Below are 17,273 nucleotides of genomic sequence, written 5' to 3'. Positions count from 1 at the left end.
CAGGTTCAAAGCAGCTTTCCAGCCGCTATCCAAGGATTACAAGCAACGTACCAGCGTCGTTTTGGTGACAGATTGTCACCGAATCAGGGGCCGGGCGGGGGTTTATCCGACGCGGTGGCTGGGTTTGGTGCGGACGGGTGTAGTTTCCCTGACAAGGGGACGGAAAGAGCGGCTGCTGAAGTTTCAGCAGCAACTCAAGCATTATTTCTTCTCTGGCGCAACTAAGAAAGTGCGAAGCATATTGTTCGGTGATTGATATACCGTAGGCTCCACTACATCTCCTACTTCAAAAGCGGGGCGCATATCAGAAAGGTTGGATGCTATCTGATTCAAAAGCTCCGCTTCTGCGTCTAGATTCCATTCATAGGAATTAGGAAGTAAAGGATTAGAAAGAGAGACAATTTTTAATGTTGACTCGGATACTACTCTACCCTACTATTTTTAGTAATTGATTTTTAGCAAGTTGCCTCGTAATCCAGTTCAGTAGCGTTTCAACCAAGCAGGCCAATGGGTCCTCGGGCAGGGTCAGCGGGCGGGCGAGTTGGCGGAGCAGATTGAGGCCGTGGCGGCTCAGGCTGGCGGCCCGGTAGCCGTGGTTTTTGCGGGCAATGGGCTGGCGGCCGCCGTGGGCGGCCGCGCCCACGCCCAGACAAAACGCGTAGGCCAGGCTGACCAGGGCCACGAGCTTGCGCAGCTTTTGGAAACAGCGCAAGTGGGTGGCTTCCAGGTTAAAGCCCCGCCCTTTCAGATTTTGAAAGCATTGCTCAATCGTCCAGCGCTTGGCATAGAGTTGCTCGAGGTGGTTCAGGCCGGCCGTGGCAAACAGGAAGACAAACGCGTCCGCCGCCACGGCCTTGACCCAGACCTGCCCCCAAACCCCGTCGACCTGCACGTGAGCGAAGCGGCGCACCTGCCCCGGCACCAGGCCCAGGTCGGCCACGGCCTGCCGCCGGCCGTCGGCGTGGGTCAGGCAGTGGTGCTTGGGCAGGCGCATGACAAAATTAAGCCCGTTGTCTTTGAGCCACTTGAACCACGCATGGCCGACAAATTCCCGGTCGCCCACGACCAGGCCGATGCGGTCTTTGCCCAGCAAGGCCACGCATTTTTCGAGCACGGCGATGCGGTCGGCGGCGTTGGAGTTGCCGCTGCGGTTGTCGAGTAGGTGCCAATAAAGGGGCACGTGGACCTCGCCCGTGCCGACGGTGACGAGCAGGATGTTCACCTGGCACTGGCCGAAGTCCCACTCCGTGCGGTCGAGGCATAAGCGCAGCTTGCCCTGCGCAGGCAACAAACTCAGTAAAAGTCTGGCCAACAGTACGTAATTGAGGTCTACTTCGCGGAAAAAGTCCTGAATGCGCGTTTCGTTCGAGGCGGGCTTGGCCGCGTCATTGAGGTGCTGGGCCACCTCGCCGAATTGCACGTTGCGGCTCTTTATCAGGCCAAGAATAAACTGGCCCACAAACTTTTGGCGGGACAAGTGGCCCACAAACGGGGCCTGTTGCAAAAGCGTCGTAATTTTGGCAGCGAAGTGTTGCTTCACGGGGCAGAACGGGTTTTTGGTGGTTGGAACCCCAAAGGTCGGGCTGCCCCGTTTTTATGCCCTAAAATTTAGTAGGGTAGAGTTCTCGGATACAACACTTGCATCAGCTTTTAACCACAATTGTCCTTTATGTGCAAGCATAGGGAGATGCAAAGGGTATGTAAATTCTGAGTCGATGAAGCTGTTTAGAAAGTCGGCTTTTGGTTGATTTTTCGCAAAAAGATGACGACAAAGGCGAGCCAGTGCCAGGCCAGCCAATTGCCGACGCTGGTTTCGTAGCGCACGAGCAACGTTTTAAAGCCGTCGAGCCAAGCGTTGGCGTGTTCGACCACGACGCGGCGGCGGTAGAGTTCGGGATCGAAAAAGGTGTCGTCGTCGGTCTGCCAGTCGGCGGCGCGGCGGTTGCGGGGAATGTTGGCCTCGATGTCGCGCCGGGCGCATTCCTGACGAAAGCCTTGGGTGTCAAAGGCTTTGTCGGCGTTCAGAAACAGCCCGGCGACGGGAATATTGGCCGCTTCGAGCGAGGCGCAGATTTCCCCGAACAAGGCGTTGAGCTGGTGGGTGTCGTGGTGGTTGCCCGCCTGCGGGCTGGCGCAGGCCAGCGGCTGTCCCCGGTTATCGGCCAAGAAGAGGGCTGTGGTGGTACGGGCTTTCTTGCGGCCCTGATAGCCGACGGCCTCCCCGCCGTTCTTGGCGGGCGTGTGGCTGCCGTCGAGTTGGACGCTGGAACAGTCCAGATGGGCCCCGTTTTCGCGCAACAAGCGGAGCCATACCCCTTGCCAGGACCCGTCCTTGCGCCACGCATTAAAGCGGGCGTACACGCCCTGCCAGGTCAGCGATGCGCCCGTAAAAAACTGTTTAACAGGCAATAATCGCCATTGACAGCCGCTTTTGAGTTTGTAGAGAATGGCTTCCACCAACTCGGCCGGCTCCACGATCGAGGGGCGGCCATGGGCGGAGAAGGTGAGCGCGGGCAGAATCCATTGGCGAATCATATCTTTGGACAGGACTTCCATTAAAATGCGAAAAAAGGAGTGTTACACCTCAAATTTCGCGCTTTTTTGGGAGTCCTTTGACTTTCTAAACAGCTTCGATATGTTCAGGTAAGAATTCGTCTAAGAAATAGGTCAGTATCTCCGAAAGATTCTCTGGCCCACCAATTCCATTGAAGCTTCCATCTTTAACAGTGCATCCAATCCAGTTTGTAGGGCTGCGCTCAATCAACTTGTACTCTAGTTGCGCATTGCGCAAACATGTGTCTTCCAAATTGATTTTGACATCCCATCCAGGGTTGTCTAAAGTTGAAATTGAAACTCCGTATTTGTGTTCCCAATCTCCGTCACAGTGAATAGTATACCAGCGTTGAAGGCGTTGTAATAATTCCATGCAGCGAATAACGACGAATCGGGTGACTTACCGCCCCAGAAACGCCCGCGTCTGCCGCTCCCAATCCGCTGGATAGCGTTTCCAGTACGGTTCGTGGCCCACGTTATGAAAGTCGTGGCGGGCTTTGGGGCCGGTGAGGTGGGTGAAGATGGCCTCGGTTTCGGTGCGGGTTACGCGCGGGTCGGCGGTGCCCCAGAGCAGGAGGGTAGGCGTGTGGATTTGGCTGGCGTAGTGCTCGGCGTTGAGGCCGAAGGCCCAGAACCCGTTTTGCACGCCGCCCCAGAACACCAGCAAATCGGCCATCGGAAAGCCGGGGACGTGCATGGATTCGAAGCGGTTGTAGGCCGTCTGGCGCATGTTGCCGTAGGGGCATTCCAGGATGTTGGCGGTGGGGCGGATGCCAAGTTCGGCTTCGGCGCGGAGGATGGCTACGGCGCCCATGCTCACGCCATATAAAATCACCTCACCTGACGTCGGAACCTCACCCCCGGCCCCTCTCCAAAAGAGAGGGGAGCCTGACGGTTTACTTGTGGAGTCTTTTAGCCAGTGGAATGTAGCCGCCACGTCATCAGCTTCGTGGTAGCCCACGGTGGTGCGGAAACCGGCTGAATTGCCATTGCCGGCCTGGTCCACGAGCAGCACGTTGTAGCCGAGGTGGCGGAAGTAGCCGGCCTCGTGGGTGAGGTGCGACTTGCTGCTGGTGTAGCCGTGAAACAGGGCCACGGTGCCGCGCGTCTGGCCACTGTCGGGGCGGGCCAGCCAGGCTTCGAGGGGGCCGTTGGGGCTGGCAATGGTTACGGTCTCGACCGGGAAGCTGGGTTTGGGGCCGTTGTGGGGCTTGGGGTTGCGGATGCCGGTGAGCAGCAGCCACACCTTCCGGCCGGGGCCGAGCTGCTCGGGGTTAGGCGAGTGCAGGCCGGGCTCGTTGGAGAAGTGGGTGAACCGCCAGGCGTGGAAGAAGGCTACGGCATTCATGGCTCCAAAAGCGGCGAAGAGGAGCAGGAGCAGGAGCAGGAGCAGCCAGCGGCGGCGGGATGGTTGACGTTGGCTCATAAGCGGAAAAATCGCCTAGTAACGGCGTGGCGCGCCCGATATTTTGCGCAGCTCAGCTACTTCCGCCGCTGTTAGCTCGCGCCACTGGCCGGGCTGTAATCCGCCTAATCCCAGCGGGCCGATGGCGGCCCGCACCAGGCGCAGGCAGGGTAGGCCCACGGCGGCGCACATCTTGCGTACCTGGCGGTTCATGCCCTGCGAAATGCGGATTTCCAGCCAGCTGGCGGGAATGCTGGCCCGGTAGCGAATCGGCGGGTTGCGGGCCCACAGGCCGGCCGGCTCGGGCATTTCGGTCGCCTCGCCAGGGGCGGTTAGGCCTTCTTTTATCGGCACGCCGCGCCGTAGCTGCTGTAAGGCTTCATCTGTAACGGTGCCTTCCACCTGCGCCCAGTAGGTTTTCGGGACTTTAAATTTAGGGTCGCTGAGGCGGTGTTGGAGCTGCTTGTCGTCGGTGAGCAGGAGCAGGCCCTCGCTATCGAAATCGAGCCGGCCCACGGGGTACACGTCGGGCACGGGCACGAAATCCTTGAGCGTGGCGCGGCCGTGCTCATCGGTAAACTGGGTGAGGACTTCGTAGGGCTTATTGAGGAGGATATAACGCATAGTAGCGCGGACTTTTAGTCCGCGAGTAAGAACGGTACGAAGGCGCGAACTGCCGGGAAATGCGGCGCGGTCGCGGACTAAAAGTCCGCGTTACTCCCACCACCGCGTCTGCGGCAGCGCAGCCCCCAAAGTTACCGGTTCGCCCAGGTGCGGGGTGGTCATCACCTGGCCCAGGCGCGTGGCCTCGGCGGTGGCACGGGTCACGGGTTCGTTCCAGGCGTGGAGCGATTCGGTGAACGCGCCCCAGTGCACGGGCAGCATCACGGCGGCGCGCACGTCGCGGGCGGCCTGCACGCTTTGCTCGGGCACCATGTGAATGTCGGCCCAACTCTCGTTGTACTGTCCGCATTCCACCAGGGCCAAATCGAACGGCCCATACTGCCGGCCGATGGCGGCAAAATGCGGCCCGTAGCCGCCATCGCCGGTATATAAAACCCGCTTGGTAGGCGTTTGCACCACCCAGGAGCACCAGAGCGTGGAGTTCCGATTGGTGAGGCCCCGGCCCGAAAAGTGCCGGCTGGGCGTGCAGCGCAGCGTGAGGCCGGGCAGCCGCACGCTGTCGCCCCAGTTCATTTCGGTGATGTGCGCCGGGGCCACGCCCCACGCCCGTAGGTGCGGCCCAATGCCCAGCGGCACGTAGAACCGGCCCACCTTGTCCTTGATTTTGCGAATGGTTTCGTAGTCGAGGTGGTCGTAATGGTCGTGCGAAATCAGGACGGCGGCGATGTAGGGCAGCTTCTCGGGCGTAATGGCCAGCGCGGGGTTGTAGCGCTTGGGCGTGGCCCAGCTCACGGGGCCCATTTTCACGCCGAGCATGGGGTCGAGCAGAATGTTCTGGCCCGCTATTTCGAGCAGGCTGGCCGAGTGGCCGAACCACGTGACGCGCACCATTTCGGGCGTTTTTTGGGTGATGGCCAGCGAATCGAGGGGCTGCTGGGGCAGCGGGCCGGGTGGGGCGGCCTGGGGTGATTTATGAAACAGGAATTTCCACATCACCGCCGGTATGCTGCTGCCCGTCATTTGCCGGGTCGGAATCAGGTTCACAAATTGGCCCGCTTGCGCATTGTAATGGCCCGATTTGGCGTAAATGGCCCGGTCGGCTTTGGTAGGCGTGCCGCCCAGCTGCGGGCTGAGGCCCGTGAACGCTACCACTGCCACTAGCAGGGTGCCGAGAATGCCGCCGGTTGTCACAAGGATTTTTTTTAGGGGTTTGGGCACAGGGAAAGTTAAAAGTTAGGTGTTAAGAGGGAAGAATTGGGGAAAGCCGCGCCATCCGGTTTCGACCCTTCACTTTCAACGCCTAATGCTTAACTGATTTGGCCTGGGCCAGCGCCACGATGTCGCGCACTTCGAGCACCGGTTTGGAGTAGCCGAAGTCGGCCGCGTTTATCATGGCCCGGCCCACCTCCTGCATGGTACTCACGAAGTTCGGGGCCAGCTTGCGGGCCATGGGATAGAGCCAGGCAATGGCCCCGTACCACTTGAGAATGTTTCGCTGGCCGGTAGTAGCTTTCATAAAGCCCGGCCGGAACATGTAAGCGGCGCGGAAGGGCAGGGCCAGTAGCTCGTTTTCGGTGCGGCCCTTCACGCGGGCCCAGTGCTGGCGGCTGGTTTGGCGGCTGTCGGTGCCCGCGCCGGATACGTATATGAACGTAATCTCCGGGTTGAGGCGCAGCAGGGTTTTGCCCACGGCCAGCGTCATGTCGTGGGTGATGCGCTCGTATTCTTCCTTCGAAATGCCCACCGATGACACGCCCGCGCAGAAAAAACAGGCATTGTAGCCCGTCAGCTGGCTTTCTACGGCGCTGAGGTTGGACAGGTCAGGCACCAGCAGCTCGGCCATTTTGGGGTGGGTGCGGCCAGTGGGCCTGCGCGTGAGCACCAGTACGTGCGCCACGACGGGGTTCTGCAGGCATTCGAGCAGAACGCCCTCGCCCACCATGCCGGTGGCTCCGGTGAGAATAACTCGTAGGTTCATGTTGGTTCGGTGATGTAGGAGGGAAGACGTAGCGGCAGCTGCTTTGCTTTATTGAATGTGCGGTAAGCTTTAGCTTGCCGTCTGTTTCATGCACTCAAACTCGCCACGGTAAGCTAAAGCTTACCGCACAGTTACACGCTGCCCGAATACTTCCGCACGGCCCATTCTACCGTCAAAAAGCCCAGAATCACGAAGAAAATCCACTTCAGATTGATTAAATCCTTCAAATCTTCCTCGGCCGTAATCACCGGCTTGTAGTTAGCCTTGATGATGTCCTGGGCCAGCTTGTCCATTTGCGCCGGGTAGTACAGCTGGGCGCCGCTGCGGCGCGCGATTTGCGCCAGCAGGTTGTGGTCGGCTTTCGACTCCAGGGCTTCCAGGGGCTGCGCCTGCACCAGCAGCTCGCCCGCATCCTGCTGGGGCTGGCCGCCCAGCGTAGCGCGGGCCTGGATGCGGTAGCGGCCGGCTGGCAGCGGCCCCAGGTGCAGGGGCGAGCCGTCCTCAGGGTTGGCGAAAGAAAAACGGCGGACTTGCTTTTTTTCGTCGGTTAAAACCAAGTCGATTTGCTGGTTGTAGAGGCGCTCGAAGACGGCATTGTAGGTTTCAGCCCCAAGGGTCACGTCGTCTTGGGTGCCGAATACGTCCTGCGTGGGGTACACGTCGAGGCGCTTTTTGTTGGCATTCTGGGTGAGGAGCTGGAGCGTCCGGATAACGAGGCGGTCGTAGGCTTCGGGCTTGTTGTCGTGCTCCACGGCTTCCTGCAAGCGCCATTGCCAGCTGCCATCGGTGAGCAGCGTGGCCTGGCGGCGGTCCGTTGGGCCTCCAAAAACCAGCAGGGGCTTTTGGGTGGGCACGCGGCCCACGCGCTGCCAGAGCGCGGCTTCGGCCCCGGCCCCAAGGCGGTAGTCGCCAAACGGCACCGGCGCGGGCGGGTACTGCGCAAAGCGGCGGGTCGATTCCTCGTCCGTCGCAAACCGGGCGAAGCCGGGATTGGGTACGGGCGTCACCTCATCGGTCTGCGCCCCGCGCGGCTGAATGGTGAGGCCCGCGCCCAGCTGGTTGTAGGCCGGTAGGTCCGACTGTGCGCCCAAAATGTAGAAAGCGGGCGTTTTGCGGGCTTTCACCTGGGCCAGAATCTCGTTGCCCAGCCCGCCCTGGGCCGGCAGCTGGTGCAGAATGGCCACGTCGAAATCGGCATCGGCCCTGAGCGGCTGCACGCCGGGCAGGGCCAGGGTGAGGTCGAAGTTGTCGTTGGCCAGAATGGCGGCGCGCAGGGCTTTCAGGTCGGGGTGCGGGGCCGCGCCGGCCAGCAGCACGCGCAGCTTGCCCTTCACGACTTCGATGAAGGCCGTGCGCTCGTTGTTCAGCTCGGTAAACTCGCCGGGCTGGGGCACAATGCGCACCTCGTAGCGACGCTTGCCGGGCGCGGGCGCGGTGAGCTGGAAGGTAGTGCGCACCCGCCGCCGGCCGGCGGGCAGGGCCACGCGGTGGCTGTCGAGCACGCGGCTGCCCTCGCGCAGCTCTATCGTGGCCGCGCCGCCGGCGTAGCCTTCGAAACCCAATTCAGCCTCAATGGGAAATTTATTGCCGCTGAAGGCCACGCGGTTGTAGGTGAGGCCGGTCAGGCGCAGGTCGCGCTTGGGCACGGTGTCGCCCACGGCCACGGTGTAAATCGGGAAGTTGAATTCCGAATAAGCGGGGCTGCGGCCCTGGTTCACGAGGCCGTCGCTGAGGAGCACCACGCCGGCCAGGTTGCGGCCGTCGTAGGCCTCGCGGGTGCTGCTGAGCAGCTGGTCGAGGTCGGAAGTGGCGGCGGAAAAGCGCAGCGAATCAGGCCGGTCCGGGCGGCCAGGCGCGGGCGTCAGCGTTCGGGTTTCGATGGTGAAGCCTTTGCCTCTTAGGGTTTCGGCCAGCCGGGCGAGGCCGGTGGTGGCCTGGCCCAGCACGTTTTTGGGGGTGAACAGCTCCACCGACTGCGAGTTATCGATGGCCAGCACCAGCGTGGGCGCTTCGGTACGCGTGGTGGTGGTTTTGATGAACGGGGCCAGCAGCAGGTAGCACAAAAAGCTCACTACAGCGAAGCGCAGGGCGGCCAGCGCGTAGTTGCGCTGCTTGCTCCACGGGGCTTTGGCCGAGTACTGCAGGGCCGCGTAGCCCGCGCCCACGGCCAGGCAGAGCAGGATAAACCAGGAAGAATAGGAAGTAGTCAGCAAACGAAAGTCGGATTGAATCAGGGCTAAAGGTCGGCCCGCGCCGCCAAAGTTTCGGCCAGTAGCCGGCAGCAGCGGAAGTAGCCGGGGGAGAAGGCGTGCAAAAAGAGCAAACTTACCCGACGAAATTACGGATTTCGGCCTGCTAAGCTTGAGCCGTTGTTTTCAAGTGTTAAAAAATAAATAATTGAACATTAATTCATATATATCGTAACTATGATTTTTCCCGTCAAAAACCAATTTTTGGCTGATACAATCATCTCGACTACTGCGTGTTATTCGGTTTGTCTGCCGTGAGCAGTCCGGTAAGCACCGTAGTGCGGTCGAAAGTGAAGTCGATTATTAGGTCCTGTTAAACAGGGTATTAGGTGGTGCCTTATTGCTGGTTTTTCACTCTTGAGCCCTTTTGTAGGACGAAAACCAACCAGCAACGAGCAACGAGCTGAAATACCTGGCATAAGAGCGACCGGTGTAAAATCAGTTACTAATTTGATTCCCATTCGATTGGGAAGGAGAATTGAAGTCTGCATAGATTCAATTTGCTAGTACGCACTACCTGCAGCCACCGGCAGGAACGGACCTGCCTGGCCCAGCTCTTTGCCGGGCAGTATGAAAAATCAGTTGTTAAATACTTGTCGGCTGCTCATGGGCGCAGTGCCCGGCAGGCTGTGTGCGGCTACTACTACCCCGCGTTTTTTCTGCTGTGCCGATTTGGCCTGGTTGTCAGAGCCCCACTGGCATGGGTATGCTCCTGCGCATCGGGTAGCCGGGTGGGCCACTTGAAGGGTGTCGGGGAATAGCTCGACCGGTCGTGCTCCGGCACGCGCCTGCCATGCGAGGCAGGGTATTTTATTGCCTGATGAATAGGTGCTTAACTGACTTTTTTACCTGTGATATGCTTTTGCTATGCTAGTCAACTTTCTCCCTCCGCGTTGCAGTACCTATTATCTGCTGAAGCTTTTGCTGGTTGTGGGCCTGCTGCTGCCCGCCGCGCCAGCATTGGCACAAACCCGCATTTTGTTTGTGGGCAACAGCTTTACGCACGGTAACCTTGCCCCGGTGCTGAACTACAACACCGCTGCCGTGACGGACGAAAACTACGGACTGCCCACCAGTTCTCCCCGACACGAAAGCGACGACTCGGGGCCTTGGGGCGGTGTACCGGGCATTTTCAAGAAGTTCACCGACGAGGCCGGGCTGGCCTATGAAGTGCACATCGAGGCCATCAGCGGGGTAGACCTGACCTACCACTACACCAATGCCCTCATGGTTATCCGGCAGGCCCAATGGGACAAAGTAGTGCTGCAGGAATTAAGTACGGGGCCGTTGCCGGCGAATAAAGGCGGCAATCCGGCCGATTTTTTTACCTATTCCACGCAGCTGGAGCAGGCCATTCATTCAGTGAATGCCGCCTCAAAAATCTACCTGTACCAAACTTGGGCGCGCGCCGACCTGACGTATCCCGCCGGCCAACCTTATTCGGGCCAGCCCATTACGGCCATGAGCACCGACCTGCACAATGCTTATTACCAGGCATTTGCGCAGAATGGGCGTTTCGAAGCGGTGGCTCCCGTGGGTGATGCCTGGCAGTTGGCCATGCAAACGGGCGTGGCCATGTCCAATCCCTACACGCCCACGGCCGGGCAGCTCGACTTGTGGTCCAGCTACTTCCACGCCAGCAAATGGGGCTCATACCTGAGCGCCTGTGTGTTGCTTCAACAAATTACGGGGGTTGACCCACGCTCCCTGGGGGCCGGGGAACTCGCCGCCGCCGACCTGGGCATTGCGCCGGCCGATGCCGTGGCCTTGCAGCAGGTGGCCTATAACCAGGTGAGCGGCAGCACTAATCCGACCACGTACTCGCTCACGGTCGCTGCCACCGGCAGCGGCACGGTGAGCAAGAGCCCGAACCAGGCGGCATATGCCAGCGGCAGCAGTGTGACGGTAACGGCCACCCCAGCGGCCGGCTTTCAGTTCAGCGGCTGGAGCGGCGACGCCTCTGGCACCACCAACCCCCTGACGGTGACGATGACGGCCAACAAGAACATAACCGCCACTTTCACCGCTGCCCCGGCCGCCAGCTACACGCTGACCACCAACACTACCGGCAGCGGCACGGTAGTGAAAAACCCGAATCAGGCCACTTACCCCAGCGGCAGTACGGTGAGCCTGACGGCCACGCCCGCTGCCGGCTTCACCTTCGCCAGCTGGAGCGGCGATGCCACGGGCAGCACCAATCCGCTCACGGTGACCATGACGGCCAACAAAAGCATCACGGCCACCTTCACCGCCGCACCGGCCGGGCAAAGCGTGACGAGCTACACCCTGGTGAATGCCGACACGGGGGGCGACATTCAGGCCCTGGCCCCCGGAACCACCCTCAACCTGGCTACCTTGCCAACTATTCGCCTGAACATTCGGGCCAATACCAACCCGGCCACGGTGGGCAGTGTCGTTCTCGTCCTCGGCGGGGCCGCGGCCCGGAACCAGACCGAGTCGGTAGCGCCCTACGCGCTGTTTGGTGACAACGGCGCTGGCGTTTATAATTCCTGGACGCCGGGAGTCGGCAACTATACCCTCACGGCTACGCCTTACACCGCTGGCGGTGGCGGGGGCACGGCTGGCACGCCCCTCAGCATCGGCTTCAGCGTCACAAACCAGACGGCCGCTGCCAGCTATACCCTCACCATCGGCACGGTGGGCAGTGGCACGGTAACGAAAAACCCGAATCAGGCCACTTACCCCAGTGGCAGCACAGTAAGCCTGACGGCCACGCCCGCCGCCGGCTACCAATTCAGCGGCTGGAGTGGCGATGCCTCGGGCACAGCCAATCCCTTATCGGTGCCAATGACCGGGAATAAAAACATCACGGCCACCTTTACCGCCACCCCAGCCACGACCTACACGCTGACGGTGACCACGGTGGGCAGTGGCACGGTAACAAAAAACCCGAATCAGGCCACTTACCCCAGCGGCAGCACGGTGAGCCTGACGGCCACAGCCGCTGCCAGCTTCACCTTCGCCAGCTGGAGTGGCGATGCCACGGGCAGCACCAATCCGCTCACGGTGACCATGACGGCCAACAAAAGCATCACGGCCACCTTCACGGCTATTAGCGGCACGGGCTTAGTGTTTTACCGGGCCTTAAATATCAACGGCAATGCACTAGTGCTCGACGGTCAGAATTGGGAAGCCGCCACGGGGGCGGCCAACTTCACCGTCACGGGCACTCGGTTTGCGAATCAAAATATCCCCCTTAATCCGGCCACCGATGCCCCACGGGCCAGCATGATTCGCTCGTCAGTGTATGGCCCCAGCCTCGATGCGACGCTGCGCAATGTGCCGGCGGGCACCTACGCCGTGTATGCCTACGTGTGGGAAGACAACAACCCGGAAATCTTCGATATTCGCGTGCAGGGCCAGCTGGTGCTGTCTAACTACAACAGCGGGCCGGCCGGCAGCTGGAGCCGGCTGGGGCCCTACACCACCACCGTTGCCAGCAATGGCACGTTGGTGGTGAGTACCGCCGGTGGCTATGCCAACCTCTCGGGAATTGAAGTGTGGCGTCAAAATGCCGTCGGCGCAGCCAGAACCACCCTGGCCCCTGATTCCGGTAGCCTGGCGCAGCCAGGCCCGGCAATCGGCAGCCGCCTGCCCGAAGACCGGTTGAGCGGCCCCGCAGGCGTTGCCACGCCCCAGGTATACCCCAACCCCACCAGCGATGGCCGGTTGTGGGTGCTGCTGCCCAATAATTTCCAGGGACCGGTAGCGTACTCGCTGGTGTCGGGCATAGGTGCAACGCTGGCGAGTGGCCAATTGGCAGGGCCTGCCCAGCAGCTCGATTTCTCCCGCCAGCTAACTGCTTCCGGCCTGTATTACCTGCTGCTAAAGGGCCAGAACCAGCGTGCCCAAATCAAGCTGGTGCGGCCTTAACGAGTCAGTACCGTCACCAGCTCGGGACTATTGAAAATGCTGACCGGCGAAATCACGGTTTCGTTCAGCGGCAAGCTGTCGTCGTACCGCTCGCGCAACTTGGCCTGCACGGCAGGGTGGCTCAGGTCGAAATCGCGCAGGTGCTGGAGCTGCCCCAGCCGCCGGCCGAGCCCGCGCTCATACACTTTCCAGATAAGCTCGGAGCAATAAATCCGGTCATCGGACCAGCCGAAATACAAGTCGTAATTGTGCCCCAGCATGGGCCGTCCGGCTGCTTTGAGACGGGCCAGCGCGGCGGGTGTGAGCACGGTGGCCGCATCGCGCAGCCGCTTAGTCACGAAGTGGCCGCCCTGGCCCCGCGCCACCCAGTCGGCCAGCGGCGTGCGCTTCACCGGCTGCACGGCTTCGAATACCTGCCAGCTTGCGCCATCTTTATACACGATGCCGCAGTGGCTCCAGGCCGAGTGCGTGGCCAACTGAATGGCCCGGCTCTGAGCCGAGAGGGAGGTGTGAAAAATCAGGTCGCCGTCGCGGAGCTGGGGCGCGATTTGGGCGGTGGCGGCTTCAGCGGCGCGGTGGCTCTGGTAGCGGAGCAGGCGGCGGTGCAGGCGCGGGTAGGCGGCGATGGCGAGGGCCGCTAAAATCAAAAGGTAGAAATAGTGCTTAATAGCTGATTTTGTTTAATTAGTTCATTGACTTGCTCAGGTGAAAAGCTGGCCGTTGAATTACTGCCATGAATATCAAGCGAACAGTTTGCAATCAACCCGTTATTTAGAATTTCAAGTAGCATTTCTTTCTCATGGACTGTGTATCTCATGTTATTTTTATCGCTTGAGTAATAGCAAGTATTGCTTTTAGAATACACTTCCACCTTCTTGATATCTGGAATGGCAAAAAAGAAGCGTTGAAGAAAGGAGAATGCTGATTTGTTAAGATTTGCTATTGAATTTAAATTAGAAAAATGTATTGCCGAATCGTATTTAGTTATTATTTTATTTATAATATCAATTTTGGCCTTTTCAGCCTGCGCGTGTTCGTGGTGCATACCTGATTCTTCAATCAAGCGCTTTTGTTCATAACCACTCGTGTAGCCTCTGTCTCTATAAAGAGATGAATTTAAGCTTACGTGACGTAAAAATCCATTTATCAAAAAATAAGGGTCTGATTCTAATCGGCTTGATAAAGACAAATCGACGCCCCAAGAGTCATCATCGCCCACTTTACAATTATACCATGCTCTTGGGGTAACGGATATTTCATTCAACTCTTTTTGTAAATCAAAAGAGTTGAAATACTCCTCAAAATTTGATATGGCCTTTAATAGACTTGTTGCGAAGTGAGTGAAGTGCGGAATTTTCGACAAACTGTACTTAAATTTAGAACATGAACTTTTCCGTAAAAAACCTCACTACTTCGCGTAAATGGCGTGCTGCCACGGGACTCACGGCGGAGCGTTTTGCGCAGCTTTTGGCGCATTTTAAGCAGGCGTATTTTCGGTTAAATGGAACAGATATGATTGAACGTGGGGCTTTTGCGCCGTATGAAGTAGCCCTTAAAACAGAAGAAGAATTACTGCTTTTCACCCTATTCAGCTTCAAAGCAAACTTGACGTATGATTTGTTGGGATTGGTCAGTGGGATGGACGGTTCCAACGCGAAACGCAACCAGGAATTAGGCATTACGGTGCTCCAAGAAGCGCTGGAGCAAACCGGGCATGCGCCAAAGCGGGAATTTGCGACAGTGGCCGAATTTGAAGCCTATTTTCAGGAACACGAGACGTTATTGGTCGATGGAACAGAGCAACGCAAGCAACGACCAGGAAATAAAGAGATGCAAAAAGACTACTATAGCGGTAAAAAAAAATACACGCCGTAAAAGAGATAGTTATTTCAACGACCATTCGCTGGATTGGTTTTATCAGCCGTTGTTACGGCGGAAGACACCACGACTACAGTGTGCTAAAAAGCATTTTACCAGTTGATAAAGAGTGGTTTAAAAAGTTCAAGGTGCGGTTGGACCTGGGGTTTTTGGGCTTCGCGAAAGACTACGTTTGCCGGAAAGTTTTTATTCCTATCAAAAAGCCGAAAGGGAAAGAACTCACCGATGAACAACGAGAAATAAATACAAAACAAGCAAGTGAACGAATTACCGTAGAGCATAGCATTGGCGGATTGAAACGTTATCGAATTTTGGAAGACCGATTACGTTTGCATAATTTGAACCTGTACAATGACGTGCTGGGAGTGTGTGCGGGCTTGTGGAATTTCAGCTTAAATCTGTGATTAATAGCTCGCAACAAGTCTAATATAAAATATTGCATATCGATTACGCTTTGTGGTAGATGAATACAATTCAGAAACATCTCTGCCATTAAGCAGAGATGTTTCTATGTAGTTCAGGAGCACTTACGTCAGCATCCCGCCATCCACCTGCAGCACTTGCCCGGTGATGTAGCTCGAATCATCCGAAGCCAAAAACGCCGTGGCCTTCGCCACGTCCTCCGGCCGGCCGCCGCGCTTCAAAGGAATTGCCTTGCGCCACTCATCCACCTGCTTGGGGTCGAGAGCATCGGTCATTTCGGTTTCGATGAAGCCGGGGGCTACGGCGTTGCAGCGAATGTTGCGCGAGCCCAGCTCCAGGGCCACCGATTTGGTGAAGCCGATGATGCCGGCCTTGCTGGCGGCGTAGTTGGCCTGCCCGGCGTTGCCCTTGATGCCCACCACGCTGGTCATGTTGATAATGGAGCCGGCTTTGGCGCGCATCATCGGCTTGGTGGCCGCTTTGGTGAGATTGAAAACTGACTTGAGGTTCACGTTCATCACGTTGTCCCACTGCTGCTCGCTCATGCGCATCAGCAGGCCGTCCTGCGTGATGCCGGCGTTGTTGACGAGAATATCGAGCTTGCCGAAATCGGCCACCACGTCCTCAATCAGCTTTTCGGCCTGGGCGTAGTCGGAGGCGTCGGAGCGGTAGCCTTTTACCTTGGTGCCGGCGGCCGACAGCTCGGTTTCGAGGGCCTGGCCCTTCTCCACCGAGGACAAATACGTGAAGGCGACATCGGCGCCAAGCTGGGCAAAATGCGCCGCGATGGCGCGGCCAATTCCTTTGGAAGCACCCGTTACGAGGGCTACTTTTCCGGTGAGTGTGTTGGTCATGGGGCGAAGGTAGCTATTGTCAGCTATTAGCTTTTAGCGGATAGCTGTTAGCTTTGATAACTGTTTGGCGTGGCTAGAAGGCTGATTTTAGAGAAAGCTAACAGCCAATAGCTTTCAGCTAACAGCTCCAAAATGATTGATATTTGCATCCTGGGCGCGGGCCCCGGCGGGGCCGCCGCCGCCCTGCACCTCGCCAACGCCGGCCAGCCTTGCCTGCTATTGGACCGCGCCGCGTTCCCGCGCGACAAAACCTGTGGCGATGCCCTCAGCGGCAAGGTCATCAATGAGTTGAAGCGCATCGAGCCCGGCCTGCACGCCAAGCTGGCCGCCGCGCCCATGCAGATTCCGAGCTGGGGCATCGACTTCATCGCGCCCAACGGCCGCAAGCTCAGCATCCCCTTCAAGCCCAAATTCGACAAAGCCGCCGATGCTACCGCCGGCCACGTCGCCAAGCGCATCGACTTCGATAATTTCCTGGTCGAAGAAGTGCGGCAGCGTCCGGAAATCGACTTTCGCGAAAACGTGGACGTGGCCCGCACCGAGCGCACGCCCACCGGCTGGCAGCTTTTCAACAAAGCCGGCCAGGAAATCGCCACCTGCCGCCTGCTGCTGGTGGCCAACGGCGCGCAATCCGAGTTTGCCCGCAAAGTGGCCGGCCATGCCTTGGAACCCGACCACCACTGCGCCGGCCTGCGCACCTACTACGACGGCGTGAGCGGCATGAGCCCCGATAATTTCATCGAGCTGCACTTCATCAAGGATTTCCTGCCCGGCTACCTCTGGGTGTTTCCGCTGCCCAACGGCCAGGCCAACGTGGGCGTGGGCATGCTCTCGAAAACCGTGGCGGCCAAGAAAATCAACCTGCGCCAGCGCCTCGATGAGATTCTGGCCACGCACCCCACGTTGGCCCCGCGCTTTGCCGGGGCCACGCGGCTGGGCTCGGTGAAAGGCTTCGGCCTGCCGCTGGGCTCGAAGCGGCGGTCGCTGTCGGGGGCCGGCTACTGCCTGCTCGGCGATGCCGGCTCGCTCATCGACCCGTTTTCGGGCGAAGGTATTTCGCACGCCATGGTGAGCGGCCGGCATGCGGCCATATGGGCCGTGGAGGCGGTGAAAAAGCAGGATTTCAGCCCCGAATTTCTAAAGAATTACGACAAGGCCGTGTACAACCGCCTGTGGCAGGAGCTGCGTATCAGCACCGTTATGCAGCGGCTGCTGAATTTTCCCAGCCTGTTCAATATCGTGGCCAACCGCGCCGCCCGCAACCCCACGCTGGCCGCTACGCTCTCCATGATGTTCATGGATTTGGACCTGCGCGAGCAGCTGCGGAAACCGAGCTTCTACTTCAAGCTGGTATTTGGCGGGAAGTAGGCAAGTGGAGAAAGAACAAAAAAAGAACGTCATGCTGAGCGGAGCCG

At 58.8% G+C, this 17,273-nt stretch carries 15 protein-coding genes; 4 read left to right on the top strand and 11 right to left on the bottom strand.

The annotated features are described in order from the left end of the window. Positions 1 to 427 precede the first annotated feature (427 nt). The 8 genes from KQ661_RS16155 to KQ661_RS16120 all read right to left on the bottom strand — a co-directional run bounded on the left by KQ661_RS16155 (position 428) and on the right by KQ661_RS16120 (position 8,773). The gene (locus KQ661_RS16155; RefSeq protein ID WP_216727498.1) at positions 428 to 1,540 is read right to left on the bottom strand and encodes an IS4 family transposase; all 1,113 of its coding nucleotides are present in this window, start codon (positions 1,538 to 1,540) and stop codon (positions 428 to 430) included. 185 nt (positions 1,541 to 1,725) lie between these two features. After that, complete coding sequence (locus KQ661_RS16150) at positions 1,726 to 2,556, bottom strand: IS5 family transposase (RefSeq protein ID WP_216685353.1); 831 nt, start codon at positions 2,554 to 2,556, stop codon at positions 1,726 to 1,728. 64 nt (positions 2,557 to 2,620) lie between these two features. Beyond that, on the bottom strand, positions 2,621 to 2,926 hold the full coding sequence (locus KQ661_RS16145) for an immunity 53 family protein (RefSeq protein ID WP_216727497.1): 306 nt from the start codon (positions 2,924 to 2,926) through the stop codon (positions 2,621 to 2,623). Positions 2,927 to 2,953: 27 nt separating this feature from the next. After that, entirely contained in the window at positions 2,954 to 3,979 is a 1,026-nt protein-coding gene (locus KQ661_RS16140; RefSeq protein WP_216727496.1) for an alpha/beta hydrolase, read from the bottom strand. A gap of 15 nt (positions 3,980 to 3,994) precedes the next feature. Next, positions 3,995 to 4,582: a pseudouridine synthase gene (locus KQ661_RS16135; protein WP_216727495.1), complete on the bottom strand. Its 588-nt coding sequence runs from the start codon at positions 4,580 to 4,582 to the stop codon at positions 3,995 to 3,997. 90 nt (positions 4,583 to 4,672) lie between these two features. Next, positions 4,673 to 5,800, bottom strand: coding sequence for an MBL fold metallo-hydrolase (locus KQ661_RS16130; RefSeq protein ID WP_216727494.1), 1,128 nt, complete (start codon positions 5,798 to 5,800; stop codon positions 4,673 to 4,675). Between the two features lie 82 nt (positions 5,801 to 5,882). Further along, a complete protein-coding gene (locus tag KQ661_RS16125; RefSeq protein ID WP_216727493.1) occupies positions 5,883 to 6,560 on the bottom strand; it encodes an NAD-dependent epimerase/dehydratase family protein in 678 nt (225 codons plus the stop codon). 131 nt (positions 6,561 to 6,691) lie between these two features. Continuing rightward, positions 6,692 to 8,773, bottom strand: a complete 2,082-nt coding sequence (locus KQ661_RS16120; RefSeq protein WP_235726996.1) for a VWA domain-containing protein — start codon at positions 8,771 to 8,773, stop codon at positions 6,692 to 6,694. Between the two features lie 903 nt (positions 8,774 to 9,676). On the opposite strand from KQ661_RS16120, the gene KQ661_RS16115 reads away from it, so the two are divergent. Beyond that, positions 9,677 to 12,703 (top strand): InlB B-repeat-containing protein, encoded by a 3,027-nt coding sequence (locus tag KQ661_RS16115; protein WP_216727492.1) that lies wholly within the window; start codon positions 9,677 to 9,679, stop codon positions 12,701 to 12,703. Here the strand turns inward: KQ661_RS16115 and KQ661_RS16110 are convergent. Then, a complete protein-coding gene (locus KQ661_RS16110) occupies positions 12,700 to 13,350 on the bottom strand; it encodes a YiiX family permuted papain-like enzyme (protein WP_235726995.1) in 651 nt (216 codons plus the stop codon). The two genes, KQ661_RS16115 and KQ661_RS16110, sit on opposite strands and share 4 nt — an antisense overlap. Then, positions 13,347 to 14,066, bottom strand: a complete 720-nt coding sequence (locus KQ661_RS16105) for a hypothetical protein (RefSeq protein WP_216727491.1) — start codon at positions 14,064 to 14,066, stop codon at positions 13,347 to 13,349. Before KQ661_RS16105 ends, KQ661_RS16110 begins: the two co-directional genes overlap by 4 nt. A 20-nt stretch (positions 14,067 to 14,086) precedes the next feature. Here KQ661_RS16105 and KQ661_RS16100 point away from each other — a divergent pair, with 20 nt between their 5' ends. After that, positions 14,087 to 14,578: a transposase family protein gene (locus KQ661_RS16100; protein WP_216686216.1), complete on the top strand. Its 492-nt coding sequence runs from the start codon at positions 14,087 to 14,089 to the stop codon at positions 14,576 to 14,578. Further along, a complete protein-coding gene (locus KQ661_RS16095; RefSeq protein ID WP_216680677.1) occupies positions 14,566 to 14,985 on the top strand; it encodes a transposase family protein in 420 nt (139 codons plus the stop codon). Before KQ661_RS16100 ends, KQ661_RS16095 begins: the two co-directional genes overlap by 13 nt. 123 nt (positions 14,986 to 15,108) lie before the next feature. On the opposite strand, the gene fabG is transcribed toward KQ661_RS16095, so the two are convergent. Then, positions 15,109 to 15,858, bottom strand: coding sequence for a 3-oxoacyl-[acyl-carrier-protein] reductase (gene fabG / locus KQ661_RS16090; protein WP_216727490.1), 750 nt, complete (start codon positions 15,856 to 15,858; stop codon positions 15,109 to 15,111). A 132-nt stretch (positions 15,859 to 15,990) separates the two neighbouring features. Here fabG and KQ661_RS16085 point away from each other — a divergent pair, with 132 nt between their 5' ends. Further along, complete coding sequence (locus tag KQ661_RS16085; RefSeq protein WP_216726461.1) at positions 15,991 to 17,226, top strand: NAD(P)/FAD-dependent oxidoreductase; 1,236 nt, start codon at positions 15,991 to 15,993, stop codon at positions 17,224 to 17,226. Positions 17,227 to 17,273 lie beyond the last annotated feature (47 nt).

The organism is Hymenobacter siberiensis, assembly GCF_018967845.1.
GTDB classification, from domain to species: Bacteria; Bacteroidota; Bacteroidia; order Cytophagales; family Hymenobacteraceae; genus Hymenobacter; species Hymenobacter siberiensis.
Note: the sequence above shows the minus strand (reverse complement) of the source record. Positions and strands in the feature narration are given on the sequence as shown.

Excerpts from the sequence above, each read along its gene's own strand:
- KQ661_RS16145 (WP_216727497.1), bottom strand. The coding sequence starts at position 2,926 with ATGGAATTATTACAACGCCTTCAACGCTGGTATACTATTCACTGTGAC.
- KQ661_RS16100 (WP_216686216.1), top strand. The coding sequence starts at position 14,087 with ATGAACTTTTCCGTAAAAAACCTCACTACTTCGCGTAAATGGCGTGCT.
- fabG (WP_216727490.1), bottom strand. The coding sequence starts at position 15,858 with ATGACCAACACACTCACCGGAAAAGTAGCCCTCGTAACGGGTGCTTCC.
- KQ661_RS16135 (WP_216727495.1), bottom strand. The coding sequence starts at position 4,582 with ATGCGTTATATCCTCCTCAATAAGCCCTACGAAGTCCTCACCCAGTTT.
- KQ661_RS16140 (WP_216727496.1), bottom strand. The coding sequence starts at position 3,979 with ATGAGCCAACGTCAACCATCCCGCCGCCGCTGGCTGCTCCTGCTCCTG.
- KQ661_RS16150 (WP_216685353.1), bottom strand. The coding sequence starts at position 2,556 with ATGGAAGTCCTGTCCAAAGATATGATTCGCCAATGGATTCTGCCCGCG.
- KQ661_RS16115 (WP_216727492.1), top strand. The coding sequence starts at position 9,677 with ATGCTAGTCAACTTTCTCCCTCCGCGTTGCAGTACCTATTATCTGCTG.
- KQ661_RS16125 (WP_216727493.1), bottom strand. The coding sequence starts at position 6,560 with ATGAACCTACGAGTTATTCTCACCGGAGCCACCGGCATGGTGGGCGAG.
- KQ661_RS16085 (WP_216726461.1), top strand. The coding sequence starts at position 15,991 with ATGATTGATATTTGCATCCTGGGCGCGGGCCCCGGCGGGGCCGCCGCC.